The sequence below is a fragment of the Gordonia sp. BP-119 genome, from assembly GCF_016924115.1.
GTDB lineage: Bacteria > Actinomycetota > Actinomycetes > Mycobacteriales > Mycobacteriaceae > Gordonia > Gordonia hongkongensis.
Map to the genome: position 1 here is coordinate 21,929 of NZ_JAFFZF010000034.1, position 19,657 is coordinate 41,585.

Sequence of the window (19,657 nt, forward strand, 5' to 3'; positions counted from 1 at the left end):
AGGTCAGATCTCGTGGAGCAGCGCATGACCGTGCGTGGTCGCGTGGAGCAGTTGCTCGACGAGGTGGGCCTGCTGGCGCCGGACCCGGCGACGATTCCCGCCCTGCGGGCCCGGCTCGCCGAACCGCTGACCGTCGCGCTCGTCGGACGCGTCAGCTCCGGCAAGTCGACGCTGCTCAACGCCCTCGTCGGGGACCGTGTCGCCCCGACCGACCGCGCCGAGTGCACCCGCGTCGCCGCGCTCTACGTCGAGGGCAACCCGCAGCGGGTCGAGGTCGTCGGACTCGACGGCGCGGTCACCGAACTTCCCGGACCCATGCGCGGCGACCTCGGCCGGCCACCGGAGGAGATCGACCATGCGATCGTCCACACCCCGTCCCGGTTGCTGCGCGAGCGCTTCCGGGTCATCGACACCCCCGGCCTCTCGGGTTTCACCGACACCGCCGAGATCGCGACCCGGCGGGTGTTCGGTGGGCAGAGCAGGCTGGCCCGGCCGGACGTCGTGCTCTTCCTGCTCGACGACGCCGCGGGACCGAAGGCCGACGAGGTCGCCTTCCTCGCCGACGCCGGTGCGTCGGCGCAGAACACCATCCTGGTGATCTCCCAGGCCGACCTCATCGCCGCCGACAACCCGATGCTCAAGGCGCAGGAGATCGCTCGCCGGGTCTGGCGACGCTTCCCGGCGATCGCGGGCGCCGTGGTCGCGGTGTCCGGGCTGATGGCCGAGGCGGGCGTCTGCGGGGTCACCGAACGTGAGACCGCCCAGATCTCGCGCCGCGGACAGCTCGAGTCCTGGGAGCTGTTGACCATCCTCGACGGCGGGATGCCCGCGCCGCCGGGGATCGACGTCGACGAACTGGGCCGGCTCGAGCAACTCGTGGGCACCTATGCGATGGACGCCGGGGGCGAGATCGCGCGGCAGGGTGCACGGGCGTACAGCGAATGGCTGCACCGGGTTTCGGGTATCGACGAGTTGCGGCTGGCCATCGGCCGACGATTCCTGGCCGTCGGCGACATCCTCAAGGCACGCACGGTGCTGGCCGCGCTGCGCGAATCGGCCTACCGCAGTCCGCGACGCGACGTCTTCCTGGAGGCGATCGACGAGGCCGAGACGTCCCCGGCGCTGCACCGGCTCCGCGAGATCGCCGCGCTCGAGGCCCTCGCCCGGTGGCAGCCCGACTGCGAACTGGTCGGCGAGCTCAACGTCGTCGTCGCGAGTCGCGATGTGCGCGTGCTGTTGTCGTTGCCGCCGAATGCCGCACCACCGGCGATCGCGGACGCCGCGCGGCAGCGGGCCACCGACTGCCGGTCGCGGCGGGCCTTCGCGGCGACGTCTGCCGAACGGGAGGCGTTGCTGGTGCTCGAGCAGACCTATCAGCTCGTCCGGCGCGGACTGTGGGTCAACTGACGTGATGGTCGACGAGGAGCGCAGGGTGAACGAGGAGAGCAGACGGTGACTTCCAGGGAACCCGCCGCCATGTCCGGGGCTGGGGCCAAGGGACTCGAGAAGGCTCCGGCGAAGAGTGCGACGCCGACGCCAGAGGCGGTCCTGCGCTCGGCGATCGACGCATTGCGCAAGCACGGCGAGGACGCCATCGCCGACCGCGCGACCCTCGTCCGCGACCGACCGGCACCGCAGGGGACCGTGGTCGTCATCGGCGAGGTCAGCCGGGGCAAGAGCTCGCTGGTCAACACGCTTCTCGGGGTCGGCGACCTCGCGCCCGTCGACGCCGAGATCACCACCTCGGTGTACGTCCGGTTCACCCCTGCCGCCGACGACCTGCCCGCCGGCACCGCGCTCGTCGAGTTCCCTGGTGCCGCCCACCGCATCCCGGCGACCGAACTGTCCGACTGGGTGACCGTCGGCGGGCGCCACGCGGCCGGGGTGCCGGCAGAACGTCTCGCGCCCGGCACGCCCGTCGATTCCGTTCTCGTGCCGCCGGTCTCGGCCCGGGTGGGGGTCGACGCCACGGTCCTGCCCGGCGTCACCGTCGTCGACACACCGGGTGTCGGGTCGCTGGTCCCCGAACACGTCGAGGCCGCGGTCAGCGCGGCTCGCGGCGCGTCGGTACTGGTGATGGTGTGCGACGCGACCGCACCACTCAGCGCACCCGAACTCGACTTCCTGCGCAGTGTCAGCGAAGAGGTCGCCTCGGTGGTGCTGGTGGTCACCAAGACCGACCTCGTGATGCGGCAGTGGCGGACGATCGTGGCCGAGAACCGAAAGCTGATCGGCGCCAACGCACCTCGCTTCGCGCACATCCCGATCATCGGTGTGTCCAACCGCATCGCCGCCCAGGCCGCGGCGATCGGCGACCCCGACCGTCGCGAACGGGCCCTCGCGGCGTCGGGCGTTCCCGAACTCGTCGACGCCCTGACACCGCTGGTCCGCGACGGGGCCGCGTCGCCGGTGCGCAACGCGCTGCAGCTGACGTTCGCCGGGCTCGACGACGTCCGCACGCGTCTGGTCCTGGAGATGAAGGCCGCCACCGCGACTCCCGCCGACCGAGCCGACATCGAAGCCGAACGCGACCGGCTCCAGCGCCTCAAGGATCGTCGTCGGGAATGGCGGGCGCGACTCACGCAGGACATCACCGCGGCGTCGCTGAAGACCGACGACCTCATGCGCGACCGCTTCGACAAACTGCTGGGCCAGTGGTCCACGCGCATCGACAAGTTGCGCTTCTACGAACCGCACCGGGCGGGCCAGGAGCTGATCGCGCAGATGACCGTCGACCTCGAGGCCGCCGCGCGCGAGGTGAGCGCCTCGTTCGTGGCCGGGATCGAGCGGATCGCCGACGCACTGTTCGCCGATGCCGCCATCTCCGACGAGCTGGTCGGGCAGATCGCCGGCAGCGCGGGTGAGCTCAAGCTCCGTGAGCAGGAGAAGATCTCGCCGTGGAAGAACATGGTCGACCCGATCCTGCTCTCCATCGTCGCCGCCGGCGGCCCGCTGGCGATCATCCCGGTGGTCAACGTGGTGGCGGTACCGGTGTGGGCGGGCGTCGTCGTCGGGTTCCGGGCGTCGAAGGTCGGCAAGGAGAATCACCGCAAGTGGTTGACGAAGGCGGTCGCCGACATGAAGGCCGACGTCCGGTCGCAGCTGCAGTCGATCAAGGCGCAGGCCAGCGGTGACCTGCAGATTGCCTACGACGAACTGCTCGAGCGGCTCCTCGCGGAGTCGACGAAGATCCTGAACGACGCCACGGCCGATGCCAAGAAGTCGGCGGCCGAGCGGGAGAAGATCGCGCAGGATCTCCGGAGCCAGATCATCGCGGTCGACAACGTGCGCAAGTCGATCGCCCGGGTACTTCGAGCGCCCGCCGGATGAAACCCGCTGTCATGTGTAACGATCTGCACCTGAGGAGGTGGCCACGTGGCGCAGGAGAGCAGGCGGCGACTGTGTGTCGACTTCGGCACCAGCAACACCGCGGCCGCGTACCGGGTCGGGTTCGGCGAGCCGGTCATCGTGCCGCTCGGCCCGGGTGGACCCGCGATGCCGTCGGCGGTGTTCGCGGCTGACACAACCGTCGTGGTGGGTCACGACGCGGTGCAGCGGAGGTTGCAGGCACCCGACGCCTTCGAGGACACCCCGAAGTCGCGTATCGACGACGGCGAGATCGAACTCGGCGACCGGTTCTGGCCGGTCGAGGATCTGATCGCCGCCGTGCTGCGGCACGTGCACCAGACCGCGTTGCGTCACAGCGGACTGCCGATGTTCGACTCGATCGTGCTGACCCATCCGGACCGCTGGAGCGAGCGACGCAAGAACGTCCTCCGGCGCGCGGCGCAGCGGGCCGGCATCCCCGCCGACGCACTGCGTGTCGCCTCCGAATCACTCGCTGCCGCTTGGTACTACGTGTACCGCGGGCACGACGTCAGTGGTGGCGAACGAATGTGTGTCTTCGACTTCGGCGCCGGCACGTGCGACGTGGCGGTCCTCGTCCGCGACGGCGCCGAGGGATTCACCGTCACCGGGTCGGGCGGCGACAATCACCTCGGCGGCCGGGACCTCGACGCCCGGATGATCCGTTGGGTGCACGACGAGGCCGCCGAACTCGACCCCGACCTCCCGAGCCGGCTCCGATCCCCGGCCGCCGCGATCGCCCTGGCCGATCGGGTGCGGACGGCGAAGGAAGCGCTGTCCGACACCGCGCAGGCCGTCATCGAACTGCCCGGCACCCGGCACACGCTGCTGCTGACGCGACGCGAGTTCGAGGCGATGATCGGACCGTTCGTGGAGCGGGCCGTCGAGTTGACCCGGGACGCGATCGCGCGGGCCGACGCCGCGGGTACCGGTCCGGGCGGGCCGGTCATCGTCTATGTCACGGGCGGGACCAGCAGCATCCCGATGTTGCAGTCCGCGCTGTCGTCGGTAGGCCGGGTCGCCCGGATCGGCGACCCGAAGGTCGTCGTCGCGCAGGGTGGGCTCCTCCGCTCGACCAACGTCGTCCCGGGGACCGAGGCCAACAGCTTTGACGCCGGGCGGGAGACCGATCCGCGGCGGACCGTGGGCCCGGCGGTCGACGCATCGGGTCGTCGAATCGCGTTCCCCGCGTTGCCGGGCGGTTCGGTGATCGCCGCCGTCTCGGTGCGCAACGGCCAGCCCGTACGAGCGGGGGAACCGCTGGCGACCGTCGATTCCCCGGCCGGGCGGGTGACGATCGACGCACCGGTCGCGGGCACGGTGCACGGCCTCGACCTGCGGTCGGGCGCCGCCGTCCAACCGGGTGCGGTGTTCGCGGCGGTCGGACCGGTGGACCTGCGGCCGGACCAGTGGCCGCGGCTGCATCGGATGCCCGCCGGCACATCAGTGGTAGCGGCGCGGCCCGTGATGCAACCCGTCGTCCCGCAACCCCTCGCACCGCAACCCCTCGCCCCGCAGCCCGTCGCTCCACCTGCCCACATCTCGCAACCCGGCTCGGCGCAACCGATTCCGGAACCGGGGAAGGTGAATGCGTTCGGGCTGGCGGGACTCATCGTGGGAATTCTCGGGTTTCCGCTGTGCCTGGGCACGATCGTCGGCCTGGTACTCACGGTCGTGGGCATCACGCGTGCCGGTGGCCGTCGCGATGCCCTCACCACGACGGCGCTCGTCATCAACATCCTGGGCGCCGTGGCCTGGGTGGCGTTCGTCATCTGGGCGGTCATCAGCGGCTGACCCGCACGCCGCCGCGCAGGTCGTCGGTCAGGGATGGCTGTCGATGTCGAACTGACGCCACGCGGCGTCCCACTCTCGTGACCGGTGCCGATCGGCGACCAGGCGCACGAGCACGGTCGAGCCCCACCAGACGAGCACGACGAGCATCACCACCCCGGCACCGGCGATCAGGCCCTCCATCACGGCGTCCGTCGTGGTCACGGGCGGGCCCACCACCGCACCGGTGTCATCGAGCCAGACGGTCCGGACCCGGCCGACGGCGTCGAGCGGCTCGGCGCCGACGGTCGCCGTGAGCCGGTGACCGTTCGGGTCCTGCCACGCCACGGTGGTGTGGTCGGTGGTGTTCTGGCCGCTGTCGTTCGGCACGTCGGCGTTCGGCACGTCGGCGCTCGGAACACCGACGCCCGGGACGCCGGCACTCGGTGCACCGATGCGTGATTCCCCGTTGCCCTCGACGGACGTGCGAATGATGGTGGCGCTGACCGAATGTCGGGGTTCCTGGTGCTCGATCGTCGCCTTGTGCGCCGCATAGGTGTTGCCCCCGACGGTCAGGGCGACCATGAGCCCGGCGAGTGCTGCGATCCACAACATCACGAGTGTCGCGGTTTCCAGGCGGTCGGCGCGGCGGACCAGGCCATTCGACGATGCGTGCATCACGCGCCAGCAGTGGAGTTCGCGGGCGAGGAATCGCAGCATGTCCCCCTCCTGATGCCGGTCGCCCCTTACATGGTCGTTGCCGGTGGCCCGCCGGGACAGGGCCTTTGGTCCCGAAACGGGCGTCGCACCGGCGTGTTCAGTCATTCGACTCACAAACGATCCGTGCTCGGCGTATCCTCGCACTGCGCCGATGGCCGACATCGTGTGGGGGTGCCGGGGCGTAGGGGGTCGACTCGAGGGGCTCCGATCTCGCTCCTCGTCGGTGTCCACGATCGTCATGGTTCGACAGGTCGTCGACGGTCGTGGTCTGAGTGGAGGGGTTGACGTTGACCAGCGTTTTGTCTGTGGGCGCATCGAGACGCGGTGCGCGCACGTTTCTCACGTCGTCGGCGATCGGCGAGGCGATCGACATCGAGGAGTCGATCGTCCTGACCGGGTACGCGGCACTCGCCGAGAGTTCCGCGGACTTCGGGGTGACGCCGGACCTGATGCGTGAGGTCGACGCGGCCGTGCACCGGCACCGGGCGATCATCGCGCGGCTTCGGCTGATGCGAACCGAAGCTGTTGCTGCCGAACAGGTCTCGTCGCCGCACGACGAGGCGCTGGCCGTCCTGGGTCTCGGTGGTCCCGATGGTGATCCGATCGCCACGGACGTCGAGCCGTCGAAGGTGGTGCGGTCGTACCGTGCCGCCGGCCACGATGCCCGGCATTCGGCGCTGGTGGCCGTCGCGTACCTGCTCGCCGCGACGCACGCGCTGACCGACCCGACGAACTGTGGGACCGCCTCGCCCGCACTCAATCTCATGCCCCCGCCGCTGCATCGGGATCGCGCCCTCCTGGAGAAGGTGCTGACCCACGCCGTGGCGATGTCCGACCCGACCACCCGTGCGGAGCTGGCCGCTCACATCACCGCTGCGAGTGCCGCGTTCGCCGACGCCGGCGGTGGGGCCGACCGTTCCCTCTCCGTGCTGCGGTACAACCCGCACTCGTTGCGCACCTCGTGCCGGTCGATGGGTCTGGGCGAGGTCGACATCTGTATCGCCGGCTGATCTGATCGGCCACCGGGCACGCGGCGATTACTCTGGGCGTCGTGACCACGTCGGTTTCGCAGCGCTATCGGTGGCTCCTGCACGTCGATCTCGACCAGTTCCAGGTGGCGGTCGAGCGGCTGCGGGCCCCCGAACTGGTCGGGGTGCCGGTCATCGTCGGCGGCAACGGCGATCCGACCGAGGCGCGCAAAGTGGTCACCTGTGCGTCGTATGAGGCGCGCGACGTGGGCGTCCGTGCGGGGATGCCGTTGCGGGCGGCGCACCGCAAGCTGCCCGACGCGGTGTATCTGCCGCTCGACATGGGCGCCTACGACGCGGCGTCCGCCGAGGTCATGGACGTCCTGCGGGCCACCGGTCACCCGGTCGAGGTCTGGGGCTGGGACGAGGCGTACCTCGGGGTGAGCGCGCGCGGGGCGGAGGTCGACCCCCTCGACGACGCGGCCATCGTCGACCTGGCCGAACGGATCCGTTCGGAGATCCTCGACCGGTGCGGGCTCACGAGCTGCGTCGGGATCAGCGACAACAAGCAGCGCGCCAAGATGGCCACCGGATTCGCCAAGCGTCCGCCCGGCGGCGCGCGAAGCGGTGTCGACGCACCGCGCGTGTTCGTGCTCGACGACCGCAACTGGCTGGAGCTGATGGGGGAGCGGCCCACCCGCGACCTGTGGAGCGTCGGGCCGAAGACGTCGGCGAAGCTCGCTGCCACTGGGATCACTACGGTGACCGAGCTGATCGCCACTCCGCGCGACGACTTGATCGCCACCTTCGGTCCGCACCAGGGCAATTGGCTGTACGTCCTCTGCCGCGGCGGCGGTGATTCGACGATCACCGCCGAACCCTGGCTGGCGCGTTCGCATTCCAAGTCCCGCACCTTCGCGACCGACCTCAGCGACGCCACCGAGATGCGCGCCGCCGCCGCGGACCTCCTGCGCGAGTTGCTCGATCAGGTGGTCGGCGAGGAACGCCTGCCGTTCCGGGTCGCGGTGACCGTCCGCACCACCACGTTCTACACCCGCACCAAGTCGAGGAAGCTCCCCGCGCCCAGCCCCGACTTCGCCGAACTCGAGTCGGTGGTCGCCGACCTGCTCACCAGGTTCGACATCGACCGCCCGGTCCGCCTCCTGGGCGTACGCCTCGACCTGGTGACCGACGACGAGGACGCCCCAACCTGAGGTGCCTCCCGCTCTCTGAACCGAAAGAAGCGCATAACCCCTGCTCCCGAGCCCGACGGGCGTGCTGAGCCACCGCTCCTTAGTCCAAAGAAACGGCCTGCCCCTGCTCCCTGAGGAGCGCCCGGAGCTTGCGGAGGACGCGTCACGAAGGGTCTTCGCAACCCGACTCACCAAGAACCTTCGTGACGCTCGCAAGTGGCGGGACTGTCTCGCGTACCCGCCCCGATTCGTGACCGACAGACTTCAACTCGACTCCTAGACCTCGATCGAAGTCTGCCGGTCGAGTTGAGGTCTGCCGGTCGCCGGCCCGACGTCTGCTCATAGTTGCTCTGCTCGACCCAGCGGGTCGCTTTCCACACTCCGGAGGGCGCGGCCGACTACTGCTCCCCGAGGAGGCCGGAGCTTGCGGAGGCCGTCATGAAGGGGCCTGGTGAGATGCGTCGCCGTCGCTGGCACTCCTCGCACATCATGGAGCAGGGTTTTTGCAGTCCTTTCGGATCAGGGAGCAGAAGGGACGCTCGCGGCTCGCGACCCAGGGAGCGGGGCGGGGCGGCCCGCAACCTCGCTTCCAGGTTTCGCGGCCCCCTGCGGGCCGTGCCTGGCCCACGATATTTGACCGGGTATGGAGCCGACTGGGGTGTTCACTGTGGAGTTGTCAAGGGACGGATGCGGTCCCGGGTGTGGCCCGGGTGCGGAAGGTGCTGCGCGAAGGTGTGGTCAGGCGGCGTCGTCGAGTCGCATGGTGCGTCGGTTGTGGGCGGGTAGTGGTCGGCGGTGCGGGTCGATGGTCGCGGGTGGGATGAGCCACGGATGACGGTCGTAACCGATGACGATGTCCCAGCCGTGGTGGTGGACCTGGGTGTGGCAGCGTTGGCAGAGCAGGCAGCCGTTGTCGAGGTCGGTGGGTCCGCCGTCGGCCCACGACTTGATGTGGTGGACCTGGGTATGTGACGCTGGTGCACCGCATTTGATGCAGCAGGCGTCGCGGACGATGATTGCTTTGCGTAAGTGTGCCGGATACAACCGACGGGTGTGACCCATCTGTAGTGGTACGCCCTCACTGTCGAGGACGATCTCGGTCAGGGATCCGTCGCAGGAGACCTGTTTCGCGGTGGCATGGCTGACCGTCCCGGTCCACGGCAGCGTTGCGAGTTCTCCGGTGGCGGGGATGGTCAGCATCAGTTGCGTGCGTGGGCTTCCGACGGTGTCGATGGTCGCGCCAATCGCTGCTTGGTCGAGGATCAACTCGAAAGCGTCGGCACGGCGTTGCTCGGCGGTGCGACGATCTTCGGTGCCGTCGGGTTCGGGCCGTGGGCAGGACCGTTCGTCGATCATCGTCAGGAACTTCTCGCCCACGACCTGGGTGAGGTCGGCATGTACTTCGACGCGGCCGTCGTCGGTGGTGTGGGCGGTGACCGCGTTCAGCGATGGGTCGTCGGCCGCGGGAAGGCCGGTGTCGGAGGTGTCGGCGAGGTCGTTGGCGATCGCGCGGGCGTGTTCTAGGACCTGTGTCGGGGTCGCGCCGGACAACGCTTGTGCGATGAGGTCGGTTTCGTACTGGGATCGGTCACCGTCGGAAAGCGCCTCACCACAACGCTTGTCGATCTGGTGCATGCCTCGGACGATGGCGTCGACGACCTCGCTGGACAGCCGCCCGTCGGCGGCATGCCGCGCTGTGGCCGGCAGAGTGGGCAGGGCGTCGACACTGCGCATGGTGCGAAGAGCGGCCGCCGGGGCGTGGCCTGACTCGATCAGCAGCTTCTTGGTGGTGCTGCCGGCTTTCTGTGCGACGCCGATGCCGTCGAGTTGCGCTGCGTGCGTGACGATCTGATGATCGGCAAGGTTGCGGATCAGGCGCCACGTGTCGAGGGCGTCGAGTGTTTCTCTGCCTGTTGGGTCGTCGGCGGGCGGGCTGGTGTCGATGAGTTGATCGAGGAGCGTGGTGAGCTCTGGCATGACTCCAAGGTACCGGAACATGCGTTCGATTTCGAGGTTTCTCCACAGGCCAGAAGCTCGAATTCATCTACTGTGCAGCAATTGTCGTCTAATGAGCGCCTATTCGCGTTGACTGTGCGCAGATCGTCAACAGTGGTGTACTTCAGTCGCACAGCTCTCTAGTTCTGGCGCGCCTTCGACCGACTGAGTTTGAGGTGTTTGAGCTGGTTCCCGTTGAGCAGGGGCCGCCGATCACAAAATCTCGCGCTTGACAGTCGACTTCGGGCGCGCGCGAGAGTGTAGCCGAAAACTCCTCCACCTGAGTGCGTTCGAAGGGCGATATGCCCTTCGATCATGCTGAGGGGGACGAACTTTCAGAGTCGTCTCCGCAGGGTGGCGCGCTGGGTCGTCAACCGTCTTCTACGGGCGGGCTCCTCAGTATCTGCGGCCTGGCGGCCGTCGTGGACTTCGTAAGAATTCGTTGTGCTCGGGGCGAGCCTTACCTCTGCTCCCTGAGGAGCCCGGAGCTTGCGGAGGCCGTCACGAAGGGTCCTGGTCAGTCGGGTTGCGAAGACCCTTCGTGACGCGCCCTCCGCAAGCTCCGGGCGCTCCTCAGGGAGCGGTGGTTGGCCGCGCCGTCCGCAAGCTCCGGGCGCTCCTCAGGGAGCGGTGGTTGGCCGCGCCGTCCGCAAGCTCCGGGCGCTCCTCAGGGAGCGGTGGTTGGCCGCGCCGTCCGCAAGCTCCGGGCGCTCCCTGAGCTGAGGAGCGGGGGCAGGTCGTTCTTTCGGATCAGGGAGCAGGTTGGGCCACGATGAGCGGAACGAGTTGCTCGGCGGTGGTCCAGGCGCCGTGGTGGCCGAGCATCATCGACTCCATCGTCTCGCGCTTGCTGCGGGTGAGGGTGGTGGCGCCGCGGGCCACGGCGACGACGTCGCCGATGCGTTGTGCCACAGCGTCACTGACGATCGGTCCGAACCACTCTTCGTCGATGGTCTGCTCGCGCGAGACCACGTGCGCGGCGTCGCCGAGATACGACGCCCAACCGCTCAGCACGTCGTCGGCCGATCCCGGTGTCGCATAGACGTGCCGGACCCGCGCCTCGCCGGCCACCGCGTCGACTCCGTCGAGCAGGGCGGGGGCGGTGTCGATGTCGATCGCCCGGTCGGCGGTGATCATCCCGTGGTCACCGGTGACGAGAAGTGTTGTGCCATCGCCCAGTTCGGAGGCAAGGTCGGCGACCAGCCGTTCGACGATGCGCAACTTCTCCAGCCACTCCGCCGACCCCGGGCCGTGGATGTGGCCCGCCATGTCGAGTTCGCTGTAGTAGGCATACACGAAACGCCGATGCCGACTCCGACGCCGCAGGGTGGTCAGCACGGCGTCGCGGATGCCGTCGGGCGTCACGGCTGGCAGGAACTGTCCCGACGCGCGGAAGGCCGCCATCGTCAGGCCGGTTCCGCGGAACTCGCCGGGCATCACATAGGTGACCCGGACACCCTCTGCGGCAAGCTCTTCGAGACTCCCACGCTCGGTGCGTACGAGGGCCGGGGGATAGGTCATCAAGGCCGACGGTCCGGAGGCGTCGTCTAGCGTCCAGCGCAGCGAGTTGAGCACTCGTCGTGACCCGCGGGTCCGGCATTCGTCACCCGGGCGGAAGCTGTACCCGATGATCCCGTGCACTCCGCACGACGTCCCGCCCGTCAGGCTCAGGATGCTGGTCGCGGTGGTCGCCGGAAACCCGGCACGCAGCGTCGTCGAGGTCAGTTCCCTGAGCGTCGGGGCATCCTCGGCGTAGTCGTCCAGCAGGGTCGCGCCCAGGCCGTCGATGAGCAGCAGCACCACCGAGTCGCTGGGCGGAACAACGGGTCCCGCACCCTCGGACGCGACCCCGAGTGCACCCGCCACCGCCGGCAACACGTCGGCGAGCGTGTGCGGATATCCGTGCCAGTCTGCCGGGGCCAGCTCCAGCGGACGCGCCACTTCCGTCACCGCGCCCCCGAACCGGCCGGTCCGAACACATAGTGTCCCGACCGCAGGAACCGGACCGCCCGACGCGCGTCTCCCTCGACGAGCAACGGCGACAACGCATCTCGCAGCGCGATCCGCCACCGGGCGGCGTCGAGCGGCGCGCTGACCCGCATCGACTCGACGTCACGCGGAACCTCGACGACGGCGCCGGCATCCGGTGTGATGCGCTCGTGGTGCGCGACGGGATGGGATGGCCGGTCGACGTCGATGACCGACACGGCCCCACCGGCGAGCGCCTCGTCCACCGACTCCACCGACCCCTCCGACCTCGACGACCCGTCCGGCACCGACGGCGCGGCGGACTTCAGGTCCCACGCCACCAACACCCGGTCGGAGTCGGCGTCGCCGCCCAGCTCGTCACCGAGTTCGCCGTAGAAATCCTCGTAGTAGTGCACGGGCGTCGCACCGAGCTTCGCGAGGTTGAAGTAGGCGTTCCGGGCGACCAGGGGATCGAAGGTCCAGGTGATCGTCGACAGTCCGCGTTCCAACGCCCAGCGACGCTGGTGCATCTTCAGCGCATGACCCACCTGATGGCCGCGGCCGCGGCGGGTGACCCCGGTGATGTGGCTGTGCAGGGTCTCGCCGACAGGCGCACCGAAGAACGCCACGCTGCCGCCGGCGAGGTGGTCGCCGATGAAGGCGCCGGCCACATAGTTGCCGGCGTGACTGAGCGCCCGCAGCATGTCGGTCCCCACGGGCCGGTTCGTCGGATCGGGCCGCCACACGTCGTCGAAGATCCGCAGCAGGTCCTCGAGCTCGTCGGGCGACGACAGTTCACGAACCTCCACACCGAGGGTTGCATCCGACATGGGGTCGATTCTGTCACCGCCCGACGACACCGGGGTCGGGGTTGGCCCAGTCCGCGCAACTACTATGAGCCCCATGTCCCGCACCGCCCGACCGTCCGACGCGTTCGCGCGCGTCGCCGCGGCCGGTGTGGTTCCCGCGGTCGCGGTCGCCGCGCACGGTGCGGCGAGCGGGGCGATGCCGAGTTCGTCGGGCGTCCTGCTGAGCGCCGCGATCGGCGTGGTCGCGTCGATGCTGCTCGCGCCGCGTCGGGGACGGCTCACGACGGCGGCGGCGTCGACCACGCTGGTCCTGTCCGCTGCCCAGGCGGCGAGTCACTGGGCTCTCGGGCTCGACGCGGGGCACGCAGCCCACGACGCGTCGACGTTGCCGATGCTCCTCACCCACCTGGTGGCGATCCCGCTCAGCGCGGTCGGAATCGTCGCCGGTGCCCATCTCCTGGCGTCGATCGGCTCGGTGATCCGATCGCTGGTGCCACCGGTCGCCGTCGCGGCACATCCGGCCGCTCCGGTGTTCTGGACGCCGCCTTGTGTTCCGGCCGCACCTGCGTTGTGCGGCACCGGCGTTCGCGGACCACCGGCCGTCTCCTGACGCGCCCGGGCCCCAGACCAGAACGGTGTGGGGTCGATGCACGCGTCCACGAGGACCGGTCCCGACACCATCGAAAGACACACTCCATGAAGCTCAGTTCCCCGCGGGCGACGATCGCCCGCCGCATCGCCGCGCCCGCCACCGCCGTCGCCCTCGTCGGCCTCGCCTCCTTCGCGGGTGCGGGTGCCGCGTCGGCACACGTCACCGCCAACGCGCCGACGGTCACCCAGGGCGGGTACGGCGTCGTCACCTTCGTCGTCCCCAACGAGTCCGACGCCGCCGCCACGACCGCGCTGCGGGTGACGCTGCCCGGGCTGACCTCGGCCCGCCCGGAGGTGATGCCCGGCTGGAAGTCCGTCGTCACCAAGAAGGACGACAAGGTCACCGAGATCACCTGGACCGCCGACCCGGGTTCGCCCGGCGTGCCGGTGGGCCAGTTCGGTCAGTTCCGCTTCTCCGGCGGACCGTTCCCCGAGCAGGAGACCGTCGAACTCCCCGCGCTGCAGACCTACGCCGACGGTGAGACCGCCGACTGGAGTCAACCGACCCCCGACGACGGCTCCGAGCCGGAGCTGCCCGCACCGACGCTGACCCTGCCCCCGGCCACGGGCGACGGGCATCACGGCGGCTCGCACGCCGCCTCGACGACGGGCACCGCCGACTCATCGGACACCGCCGACTCATCGGACACCTCCGAGTCATCGGCATCGTCTGAGGACTCCGCCGCGCGCTGGCTCGGTGGGATCGGCCTGGTGGTCGGCACTCTCGGCGCGGTCATCGGCGTCGCGGCGCTGACAGCGCTGCGCCGCAACGGTCGTGGCGGCGGCGATGCCTGACCGTCGCGCGCCGGTTCGACGCGTCGTCCTGGTCCTCGCGACGCTGCTGTGTCTCGGGCTCGTCGGATCGTGGGCGGCAGCCCCGGCGGCGGCGCACTCGCGGCTGGTGTCCTCCGACCCCGCCGAGGGGGCGACGTTGCAGTCCGGTCCGCAGACGGTGACGCTGACCTTCAACGAGCCGATCCAGTCGTCCTATGCGGTGCTCAACGTCGTCGGGCCCGACGACCACTACTGGCAGAACGGCGATCCGACGGTCGACGGCCCCAACCTGCGTGTCGGGGTGCGCGAACTCGGCCCGGCCGGTGAGTACGTCGTCAACTACCGGGTGACCTCGGCCGATGGGCACGTCATCAGCGGACAGCGCACGTTCGAGCTCGCGGTCGCCGGCAACGGTGAACCCGGTCCGGCGATCGAAGCGGTCGATGCGTCATCCGACGAGGGAATCCCGGTGTGGTGGTTCATCGCCGGCGCCGCGGTCGTCCTGATCGCCGGACTCGGCGTGGTGTTCTGGCTGAGCCGGCGACCCTCGACGCGGCGCTGACACCTGATGACCGTCCGCAACGGGTTGATCCTCGCGATGACCCTGGCCGGCGGTCTCGTGGTGAGCTGGTTGCTCGCCCGTCCCGACGGTCCGGATCTGGTCGCCGTGCCCACGACCCTCGCGCTCGGTGTCTCCGTGACGCTGCTCGGTCTGGGGGCGCTCCCGACGGTCGACGCCGAGCCCTCGACCCGGGTGATCGGCCTGCTGGCCGGGGTGTGGGTGTTGGCCGTGCTGGTCAGCTCCTGGGTGCGGACGGCCGATCGGGCGGGTGTCGAGGTGCTCGACGTCAAGGCCGGCGACTTCGGCGACGTGCTGTTCTCGGGTGCGCCCGAGATGGTGGCGCTGGTGGCCGGGGTCCTGATCCTCGCGTGGGTGGTGCTGGACCTGCTGACGGGGATCGAGATCCCCGTGCTCGTGGTCGGAGCGCTCGCGGCGATCGGGGTGCTGGCCACCTCGATCGCCGGTCACGCCGGCAACGACTCGTGGGGGCCGTTCCTCATCGGTGCCCACGCGCTGGCCGCGGCCTGGTGGTGTGGACTGCTCGCGGCGATGCTGCTCTCGGTGCGCGGCCGGTCGGGGTGGGCGCGCAGTCTGCCGGTCTTCTCCGGGCGCGCGCCCTGGGCCGTCGGGGTCCTCACGGTGACCGGCCTGATCTCCGGCCTGATCGAGGTCGACGGTCCGGCGAACCTGGTGAGCAGCGGTTACGGCCGAATCCTGCTCGCCAAGGCCGCGGTGCTCGCGGTCCTCGTGGGTCTCGCCGTCTGGCACCGACGACGCTGGCTACCGGCGGTGCAGCGGCATCGCAGCAGCGAGCCCGCCTCCGTGCGCGCGGCTGTCGTCGAACTGGCGATCATGGCCGTGGCGCTGGGCCTCGCGGCCGGGCTGTCGGCGACCGCGCCGCTCTGAGCTGGAGCGTCTCCCTCGGCTCCCTTTCCGCTGGTCGAGAGGGCGACCTTTCCCGCTGGTCGAGAAGGTGACCTTTCCCGCTGGTTGAGCCGGCTCCGAGCGCAGCGAGGCGCCGTGTCGAAGCCACTCGTCCGGTTCACGACGTCGGTCACCAGGTGGCCTCGACGGGCGCGGCGGCCTCGCTGCGCTCGTTCGACGCTGCTCGACCAGCGGGGGTTGGATCGACCCTGCGCTACCCGCGGATCACTCGCCCATCGGCGGTCGCGATTGGTCCCACAGCGCGAGGAGTTCGTCGATGATGTCGGTCGCCATGTGCAGGGTGCTGAGGTGACTCTCGCCGGGCATCTCGAACAGCTTCGCGTCGGGGAGTAGCGACACCATGTGCTCGCCGTGGGCGTACGGGATGATGTGGTCGGCGTCGCCGTGCCACCAGCGCACGGGCACCGTGACGTCGCCGACACGGAAGCCCCAGTCCCGCGCGAAGACGACGACGTCGGCGAATGGCGCGTTCATGCGTCGGCTTCCGCCGTGGAGCAGGTCGTCGAGGAACATGGCCCGGAACTCGGGGCGCGCCAACAGTTCTCGGTCCGCCTGCGGGGACAGTCGACCGTAGATGGAGATCGCTGGTTCGGCGATCGGCCGGGCGAAGCCGAGGGCGACGCTCAGCACCTGGCCGATCGGCGCGCCGGCCACGCTGACGAGCGGTGCGAGCAGCGTGCCGAGTCGCATGGCCCCGCCCTCGATGCGGTCGGGTCCGACCGTCGGCGCGACACCGCCGAGGATGCCCGCCGCCGTCACCCGGTCGGGCATGGCGTGGGCGACCCCGAGTGCGTACGGCCCGCCGCCCGACAGCCCGATGATCGCGAAGTCGTCGATGCCCAGTGCCTCGAGGACCTCGGCGAGGTCGGGTGCGAAGGCGGCGACGTTGTCGTACCGATGCGGGCTCGACGACCCCACGCCCGGCCGATCGAGTCCGATAAGGCGGATTCCGCGTTCGAGCGCGTACGCACGCGCTTCGACGGGGATCTGGCGCCGCGCGCCGGGGGTGCCGTGTAACCAGACGATGGCCCGTCCGGTGGCCGATCCGTACTCGGCGAATCCGATCCGACGATCACCGTCGGCGACGGCGATCGACCCCTCGATTTTCGGACGGGCGATGTCGATCATGTGATCAGCATCTCACGTACGGTTGGTGGCGTGATCCCCGAGTTCGTTCACGGCACCGCGCGCGCCCATCCGCCACGTGTTCACCCCGTACCCGGCTCGGGACATCCCGGAGGGCCGGATGGTCGACCTCCCGGGTCGCGGGCGGGCGTTCGTCACCGACTCGGGCCCGCGCGACGCACCCGCCGTCTTCCTCCTGCATTCGGTGCTCACCACCGGGTTGCTCTGCTGGTACCCGACGATCCCGGCGATCAACGACCGCTATCGCGTCATCACCCTGGACGCGCGCTGGCACGGCCGCGGCATCGAGTCCGACACCTTCGACCTCCGTGACTGCGCCGACGACGTCGTCGCCCTCGCCGATGTCCTGGGTATCGACCGGTTCACGGTCGCCGGGTTCTCGATGGGCGGCGGCATCGCCCAGCTGGTGTGGCGACGCCATCCGGGACGTGTCGCCGGTCTGGTGCTCTGTTCGACCGGTCCGTACTTCAGCACGCACGATCCCCGGCACCGCGCGTCGTCGGAACGCATGGGACGCATCCTCCGCCCCGTCTACCGCATCCTGCCGCGGGTGTCCGAGAAGAGTCTGAACAAGACGACCTCACACACCTCGATCTGGGCCCTTCGACAGTTCTTCTCGACGCCGCTGTCGCACCTAGGTGACTTCGGAAACGGGCTGGGGGAGTTCGACTCTCGCGACTGGCTCCACGAGGTCGACGTCCCGACCGCCGTCGTCGTCTCCATCCGCGACCGAGTCGTCGAGCCCGAACGGCAGCAGCTGCTGATCGACGGCATCCCCGGCGCACAGCGCTTCGAGGTCGACGGCGGGCACGCCTGCTGCGTCCTCGGCGCGCGCTACTTCATCCCACCGTTCGCCGAGGCGCTCGACGCCGTGGCGCCCCGCGATCGAGCATCGGTGGCGGCTCACTGAGGAGGCCGCCGTTCACACTGTGGAGTTGTCAATGGACGGATGCGGTCCCGGGCATCACCCGGGTGCGGAAGGTGCTACGCGAAAGTCTGTTGGTCTCTGGCGGGGTGTGGTCAGGCGGCGTCGTCGAGTCGCATGGTGCGTCGGTTGTAGGCGGGTAGCGGTCGGCGTTGCGGGTCAATGCTGGCGGGTGGGATGAGCCAGGGGTGTCGGTCGAACCCCATGACGATGTCCCAGCCGTGGTGATGGACTTGGGTGTGGCAGCGCTGGCAGAGTAGGCAGCCGTTGTCGAGGTCGGTGGGTCCGCCGTCGGCCCACGCCTTGATGTGATGCACCTGTGTATGTGACGGTGGTGCACCGCATTTGATGCAGCAGGTGTCGCGGACGATGATCGCTTTGCGGAGGTGTGCCGGATACAACCGGTGGGTGTGACCCATCTGCAGTGGTACGCCCTCACTGTCGAGGATGATCTCGGTCAGCGATCCGTCGCAGGAGACCTGTTTCGCCGTGGCTTGGGTGATCGACCCGGTCCACGGGAGTGTTGCCGGGTCTCCGGTGGCGGGGATGGTCAGCATCAGTTGCGTGCGTGGGCTTCCGACGGTATCTATGGTCGCGCCGATCGCGGCTTGGTCGAGGATCAACTCGAACGCATCAGCGCGACGCTGATCAGCGGTACGCCGATCCTCGGCTCCGTCGGGTTCGGGCCGTGGACACGATCGTTCGTCGATCATCGCCAGGAACTTCTCGCCGACCACCTGGGTGAGGTCGGCGCGGATTTCGACGCGGCCGTCGTCGGTGGTGTGGGCATTGACCGTGTTCAGAGACGTGTCGTCGGCTGCCGGTACATCGGTGCCGGAGACGTCGGCGAGGCTGTTGGCGACGGCTCGGGCGAACTTGAGCACTTCTGTCGGCGTCGCGCCCGAGAGCGCTTGGCCGATGAGCTCGATCTCGTACCGGGAGCGCTCGTCATCGGAAATGTCTTCGGCGCAGCACTTTTCGATCTGGTTCATTCCGCGAATGATGGCGTCGACGACTTCGCTTGCCAGTCTCCCATCGGCGGCATGACGAGCCAGCGCGGGCAACGTCGGCAGGGTGTCGACACTGCGCATGGTGCGAAGAGCAGCGGCCGGTGCATGGCCTGACTCGATCAGCAATTTCTTGGTGGTGCTGCCGGCTTTCTGAGCGACGCCGAGTTCGTCGAGTTGTGCTGCGTGGGTGACGATCTGGTGGTCGACGGTGTTGCGGATCAAGCGCAGCGTCTCGAGCGCGTCGAATGTTGATCGGCCCGTGGGATCGTCGGCGGGTGGGGTGGTCTCGATGAGCTGATCGAGAAGAGTGGCGAGCGCTGGCATGACTCCAAGGTACAGGAACATTCGTTCGATTTCGAGGAGTTTCCACAAGCCGGGAACTGCGAATTCATCGACTGTGCAGGGTTTTTCGTCGACAGTGTGGTAACTGTTGTCAGTAGTTGACTCCAGTCACACCCGTTTCAAGTTCGCGCCCAGAATTGGTGATTAGCGCCATGGCCACGAGCCCCACGGGCGGTCAGTTAGCGGCCTTCGTGATGCAGACGAACGCCCACTCGGTGCTCGTCATCCCCACAGAGATCGGCGGTGGCCGGTAGGTCGAAGTTCGGCGACACCTGCGCGAGTGGCGCGTAGGCCTCCTTGCGCTCAGCGGGTCCGCCGTAGCCCGCCAGGCCGACCGGCCTGCGGTCGATGGTGTAAGCGGCGCCGTGCCGTGCCGAGTGCCGCCAGGTGTCCCCGTTGTCGGCGATGCCGCCTGCCACGCCGACCGCGCCGACGGGTCCTCAGGTTCGACGGGTGCAACGGCCGGGCTGCCGCCCGAGGGTCGTCCCTCACGAGGTTGACGAGCGGTCCGAC

Annotated in this window: 17 protein-coding genes; 10 read left to right on the top strand and 7 right to left on the bottom strand. The window is 69.3% G+C overall.

Going from position 1 to position 19,657, the window contains the following annotated elements:
- Window positions 1-24 precede the first annotated feature (24 nt).
- From JW364_RS18110 to JW364_RS18120, 3 genes are all read left to right on the top strand, one after another.
- Window positions 25-1,407: a GTPase gene (locus JW364_RS18110; protein WP_240199272.1), complete on the top strand. Its 1,383-nt coding sequence runs from the start codon at window positions 25-27 to the stop codon at window positions 1,405-1,407.
- Window positions 1,408-1,476: 69 nt separating this feature from the next.
- A complete protein-coding gene (locus JW364_RS18115; protein ID WP_205334067.1) occupies window positions 1,477-3,330 on the top strand; it encodes a dynamin family protein in 1,854 nt (617 codons plus the stop codon).
- A 45-nt stretch (window positions 3,331-3,375) separates the two neighbouring features.
- Complete coding sequence (locus JW364_RS18120; RefSeq protein WP_205334039.1) at window positions 3,376-5,160, top strand: Hsp70 family protein; 1,785 nt, start codon at window positions 3,376-3,378, stop codon at window positions 5,158-5,160.
- Between the two features lie 27 nt (window positions 5,161-5,187).
- On the opposite strand, the gene JW364_RS18125 is transcribed toward JW364_RS18120, so the two are convergent.
- A complete protein-coding gene (locus tag JW364_RS18125) occupies window positions 5,188-5,856 on the bottom strand; it encodes a hypothetical protein (protein ID WP_205334040.1) in 669 nt (222 codons plus the stop codon).
- A 305-nt stretch (window positions 5,857-6,161) separates the two neighbouring features.
- On the opposite strand from JW364_RS18125, the gene JW364_RS18130 reads away from it, so the two are divergent.
- Together JW364_RS18130 and JW364_RS18135 are read left to right on the top strand one after the other, a co-directional pair.
- Window positions 6,162-6,866 (top strand): hypothetical protein, encoded by a 705-nt coding sequence (locus tag JW364_RS18130; RefSeq protein ID WP_205334041.1) that lies wholly within the window; start codon window positions 6,162-6,164, stop codon window positions 6,864-6,866.
- 41 nt (window positions 6,867-6,907) lie between these two features.
- A complete protein-coding gene (locus JW364_RS18135) occupies window positions 6,908-8,038 on the top strand; it encodes a DNA polymerase IV (protein ID WP_205334042.1) in 1,131 nt (376 codons plus the stop codon).
- Window positions 8,039-8,755: 717 nt separating this feature from the next.
- On the opposite strand, the gene JW364_RS18140 is transcribed toward JW364_RS18135, so the two are convergent.
- The 3 genes from JW364_RS18140 to JW364_RS18150 all read right to left on the bottom strand — a co-directional run bounded on the left by JW364_RS18140 (window position 8,756) and on the right by JW364_RS18150 (window position 12,810).
- Window positions 8,756-10,015, bottom strand: a complete 1,260-nt coding sequence (locus tag JW364_RS18140; RefSeq protein ID WP_205334043.1) for an HNH endonuclease signature motif containing protein — start codon at window positions 10,013-10,015, stop codon at window positions 8,756-8,758.
- 747 nt (window positions 10,016-10,762) lie between these two features.
- Complete coding sequence (locus JW364_RS18145; RefSeq protein WP_307814806.1) at window positions 10,763-11,953, bottom strand: alkaline phosphatase family protein; 1,191 nt, start codon at window positions 11,951-11,953, stop codon at window positions 10,763-10,765.
- 5 nt (window positions 11,954-11,958) lie between these two features.
- Window positions 11,959-12,810, bottom strand: a complete 852-nt coding sequence (locus JW364_RS18150; protein ID WP_205334045.1) for a GNAT family N-acetyltransferase — start codon at window positions 12,808-12,810, stop codon at window positions 11,959-11,961.
- 73 nt (window positions 12,811-12,883) lie between these two features.
- Here JW364_RS18150 and JW364_RS18155 point away from each other — a divergent pair, with 73 nt between their 5' ends.
- From JW364_RS18155 to JW364_RS18170, 4 genes are all read left to right on the top strand, one after another.
- Complete coding sequence (locus JW364_RS18155) at window positions 12,884-13,399, top strand: YtxH domain-containing protein (protein ID WP_205334046.1); 516 nt, start codon at window positions 12,884-12,886, stop codon at window positions 13,397-13,399.
- An 86-nt stretch (window positions 13,400-13,485) separates the two neighbouring features.
- Window positions 13,486-14,235, top strand: a complete 750-nt coding sequence (locus JW364_RS18160) for a YcnI family protein (RefSeq protein ID WP_205334047.1) — start codon at window positions 13,486-13,488, stop codon at window positions 14,233-14,235.
- Window positions 14,228-14,776 (top strand): copper resistance CopC family protein, encoded by a 549-nt coding sequence (locus tag JW364_RS18165; RefSeq protein ID WP_205334048.1) that lies wholly within the window; start codon window positions 14,228-14,230, stop codon window positions 14,774-14,776. Before JW364_RS18160 ends, JW364_RS18165 begins: the two co-directional genes overlap by 8 nt.
- A 6-nt stretch (window positions 14,777-14,782) precedes the next feature.
- Entirely contained in the window at window positions 14,783-15,682 is a 900-nt protein-coding gene (locus JW364_RS18170; protein ID WP_205334049.1) for a copper resistance D family protein, read from the top strand.
- 243 nt (window positions 15,683-15,925) lie between these two features.
- On the opposite strand, the gene JW364_RS18175 is transcribed toward JW364_RS18170, so the two are convergent.
- Window positions 15,926-16,849: an alpha/beta fold hydrolase gene (locus tag JW364_RS18175; RefSeq protein WP_068971172.1), complete on the bottom strand. Its 924-nt coding sequence runs from the start codon at window positions 16,847-16,849 to the stop codon at window positions 15,926-15,928.
- 118 nt (window positions 16,850-16,967) lie between these two features.
- On the opposite strand from JW364_RS18175, the gene JW364_RS18180 reads away from it, so the two are divergent.
- Window positions 16,968-17,777: an alpha/beta fold hydrolase gene (locus tag JW364_RS18180; protein WP_205334068.1), complete on the top strand. Its 810-nt coding sequence runs from the start codon at window positions 16,968-16,970 to the stop codon at window positions 17,775-17,777.
- Between the two features lie 110 nt (window positions 17,778-17,887).
- Here JW364_RS18180 and JW364_RS18185 read toward each other — a convergent pair whose 3' ends face one another.
- Entirely contained in the window at window positions 17,888-19,147 is a 1,260-nt protein-coding gene (locus JW364_RS18185) for an HNH endonuclease signature motif containing protein (RefSeq protein WP_205334050.1), read from the bottom strand.
- Between the two features lie 176 nt (window positions 19,148-19,323).
- Window positions 19,324-19,563, bottom strand: a complete 240-nt coding sequence (locus JW364_RS18190; protein ID WP_205334051.1) for a hypothetical protein — start codon at window positions 19,561-19,563, stop codon at window positions 19,324-19,326.
- Window positions 19,564-19,657 lie beyond the last annotated feature (94 nt).

What these genes read in the sequence shown, in the direction of transcription:
- JW364_RS18110 (WP_240199272.1), top strand. Translation starts at nt 25, where the DNA reads ATGACCGTGCGTGGTCGCGTGGAGCAGTTGCTCGACGAGGTGGGCCTG.
- JW364_RS18115 (WP_205334067.1), top strand. Translation starts at nt 1,477, where the DNA reads ATGTCCGGGGCTGGGGCCAAGGGACTCGAGAAGGCTCCGGCGAAGAGT.
- JW364_RS18125 (WP_205334040.1), bottom strand. Translation starts at nt 5,856, where the DNA reads ATGCTGCGATTCCTCGCCCGCGAACTCCACTGCTGGCGCGTGATGCAC.
- JW364_RS18140 (WP_205334043.1), bottom strand. Translation starts at nt 10,015, where the DNA reads ATGTTCCGGTACCTTGGAGTCATGCCAGAGCTCACCACGCTCCTCGAT.
- JW364_RS18150 (WP_205334045.1), bottom strand. Translation starts at nt 12,810, where the DNA reads ATGTCGGATGCAACCCTCGGTGTGGAGGTTCGTGAACTGTCGTCGCCC.
- JW364_RS18155 (WP_205334046.1), top strand. Translation starts at nt 12,884, where the DNA reads ATGTCCCGCACCGCCCGACCGTCCGACGCGTTCGCGCGCGTCGCCGCG.
- JW364_RS18160 (WP_205334047.1), top strand. Translation starts at nt 13,486, where the DNA reads ATGAAGCTCAGTTCCCCGCGGGCGACGATCGCCCGCCGCATCGCCGCG.
- JW364_RS18165 (WP_205334048.1), top strand. Translation starts at nt 14,228, where the DNA reads ATGCCTGACCGTCGCGCGCCGGTTCGACGCGTCGTCCTGGTCCTCGCG.
- JW364_RS18170 (WP_205334049.1), top strand. Translation starts at nt 14,783, where the DNA reads ATGACCGTCCGCAACGGGTTGATCCTCGCGATGACCCTGGCCGGCGGT.
- JW364_RS18175 (WP_068971172.1), bottom strand. Translation starts at nt 16,849, where the DNA reads ATGATCGACATCGCCCGTCCGAAAATCGAGGGGTCGATCGCCGTCGCC.
- JW364_RS18180 (WP_205334068.1), top strand. Translation starts at nt 16,968, where the DNA reads ATGGTCGACCTCCCGGGTCGCGGGCGGGCGTTCGTCACCGACTCGGGC.
- JW364_RS18185 (WP_205334050.1), bottom strand. Translation starts at nt 19,147, where the DNA reads ATGTTCCTGTACCTTGGAGTCATGCCAGCGCTCGCCACTCTTCTCGAT.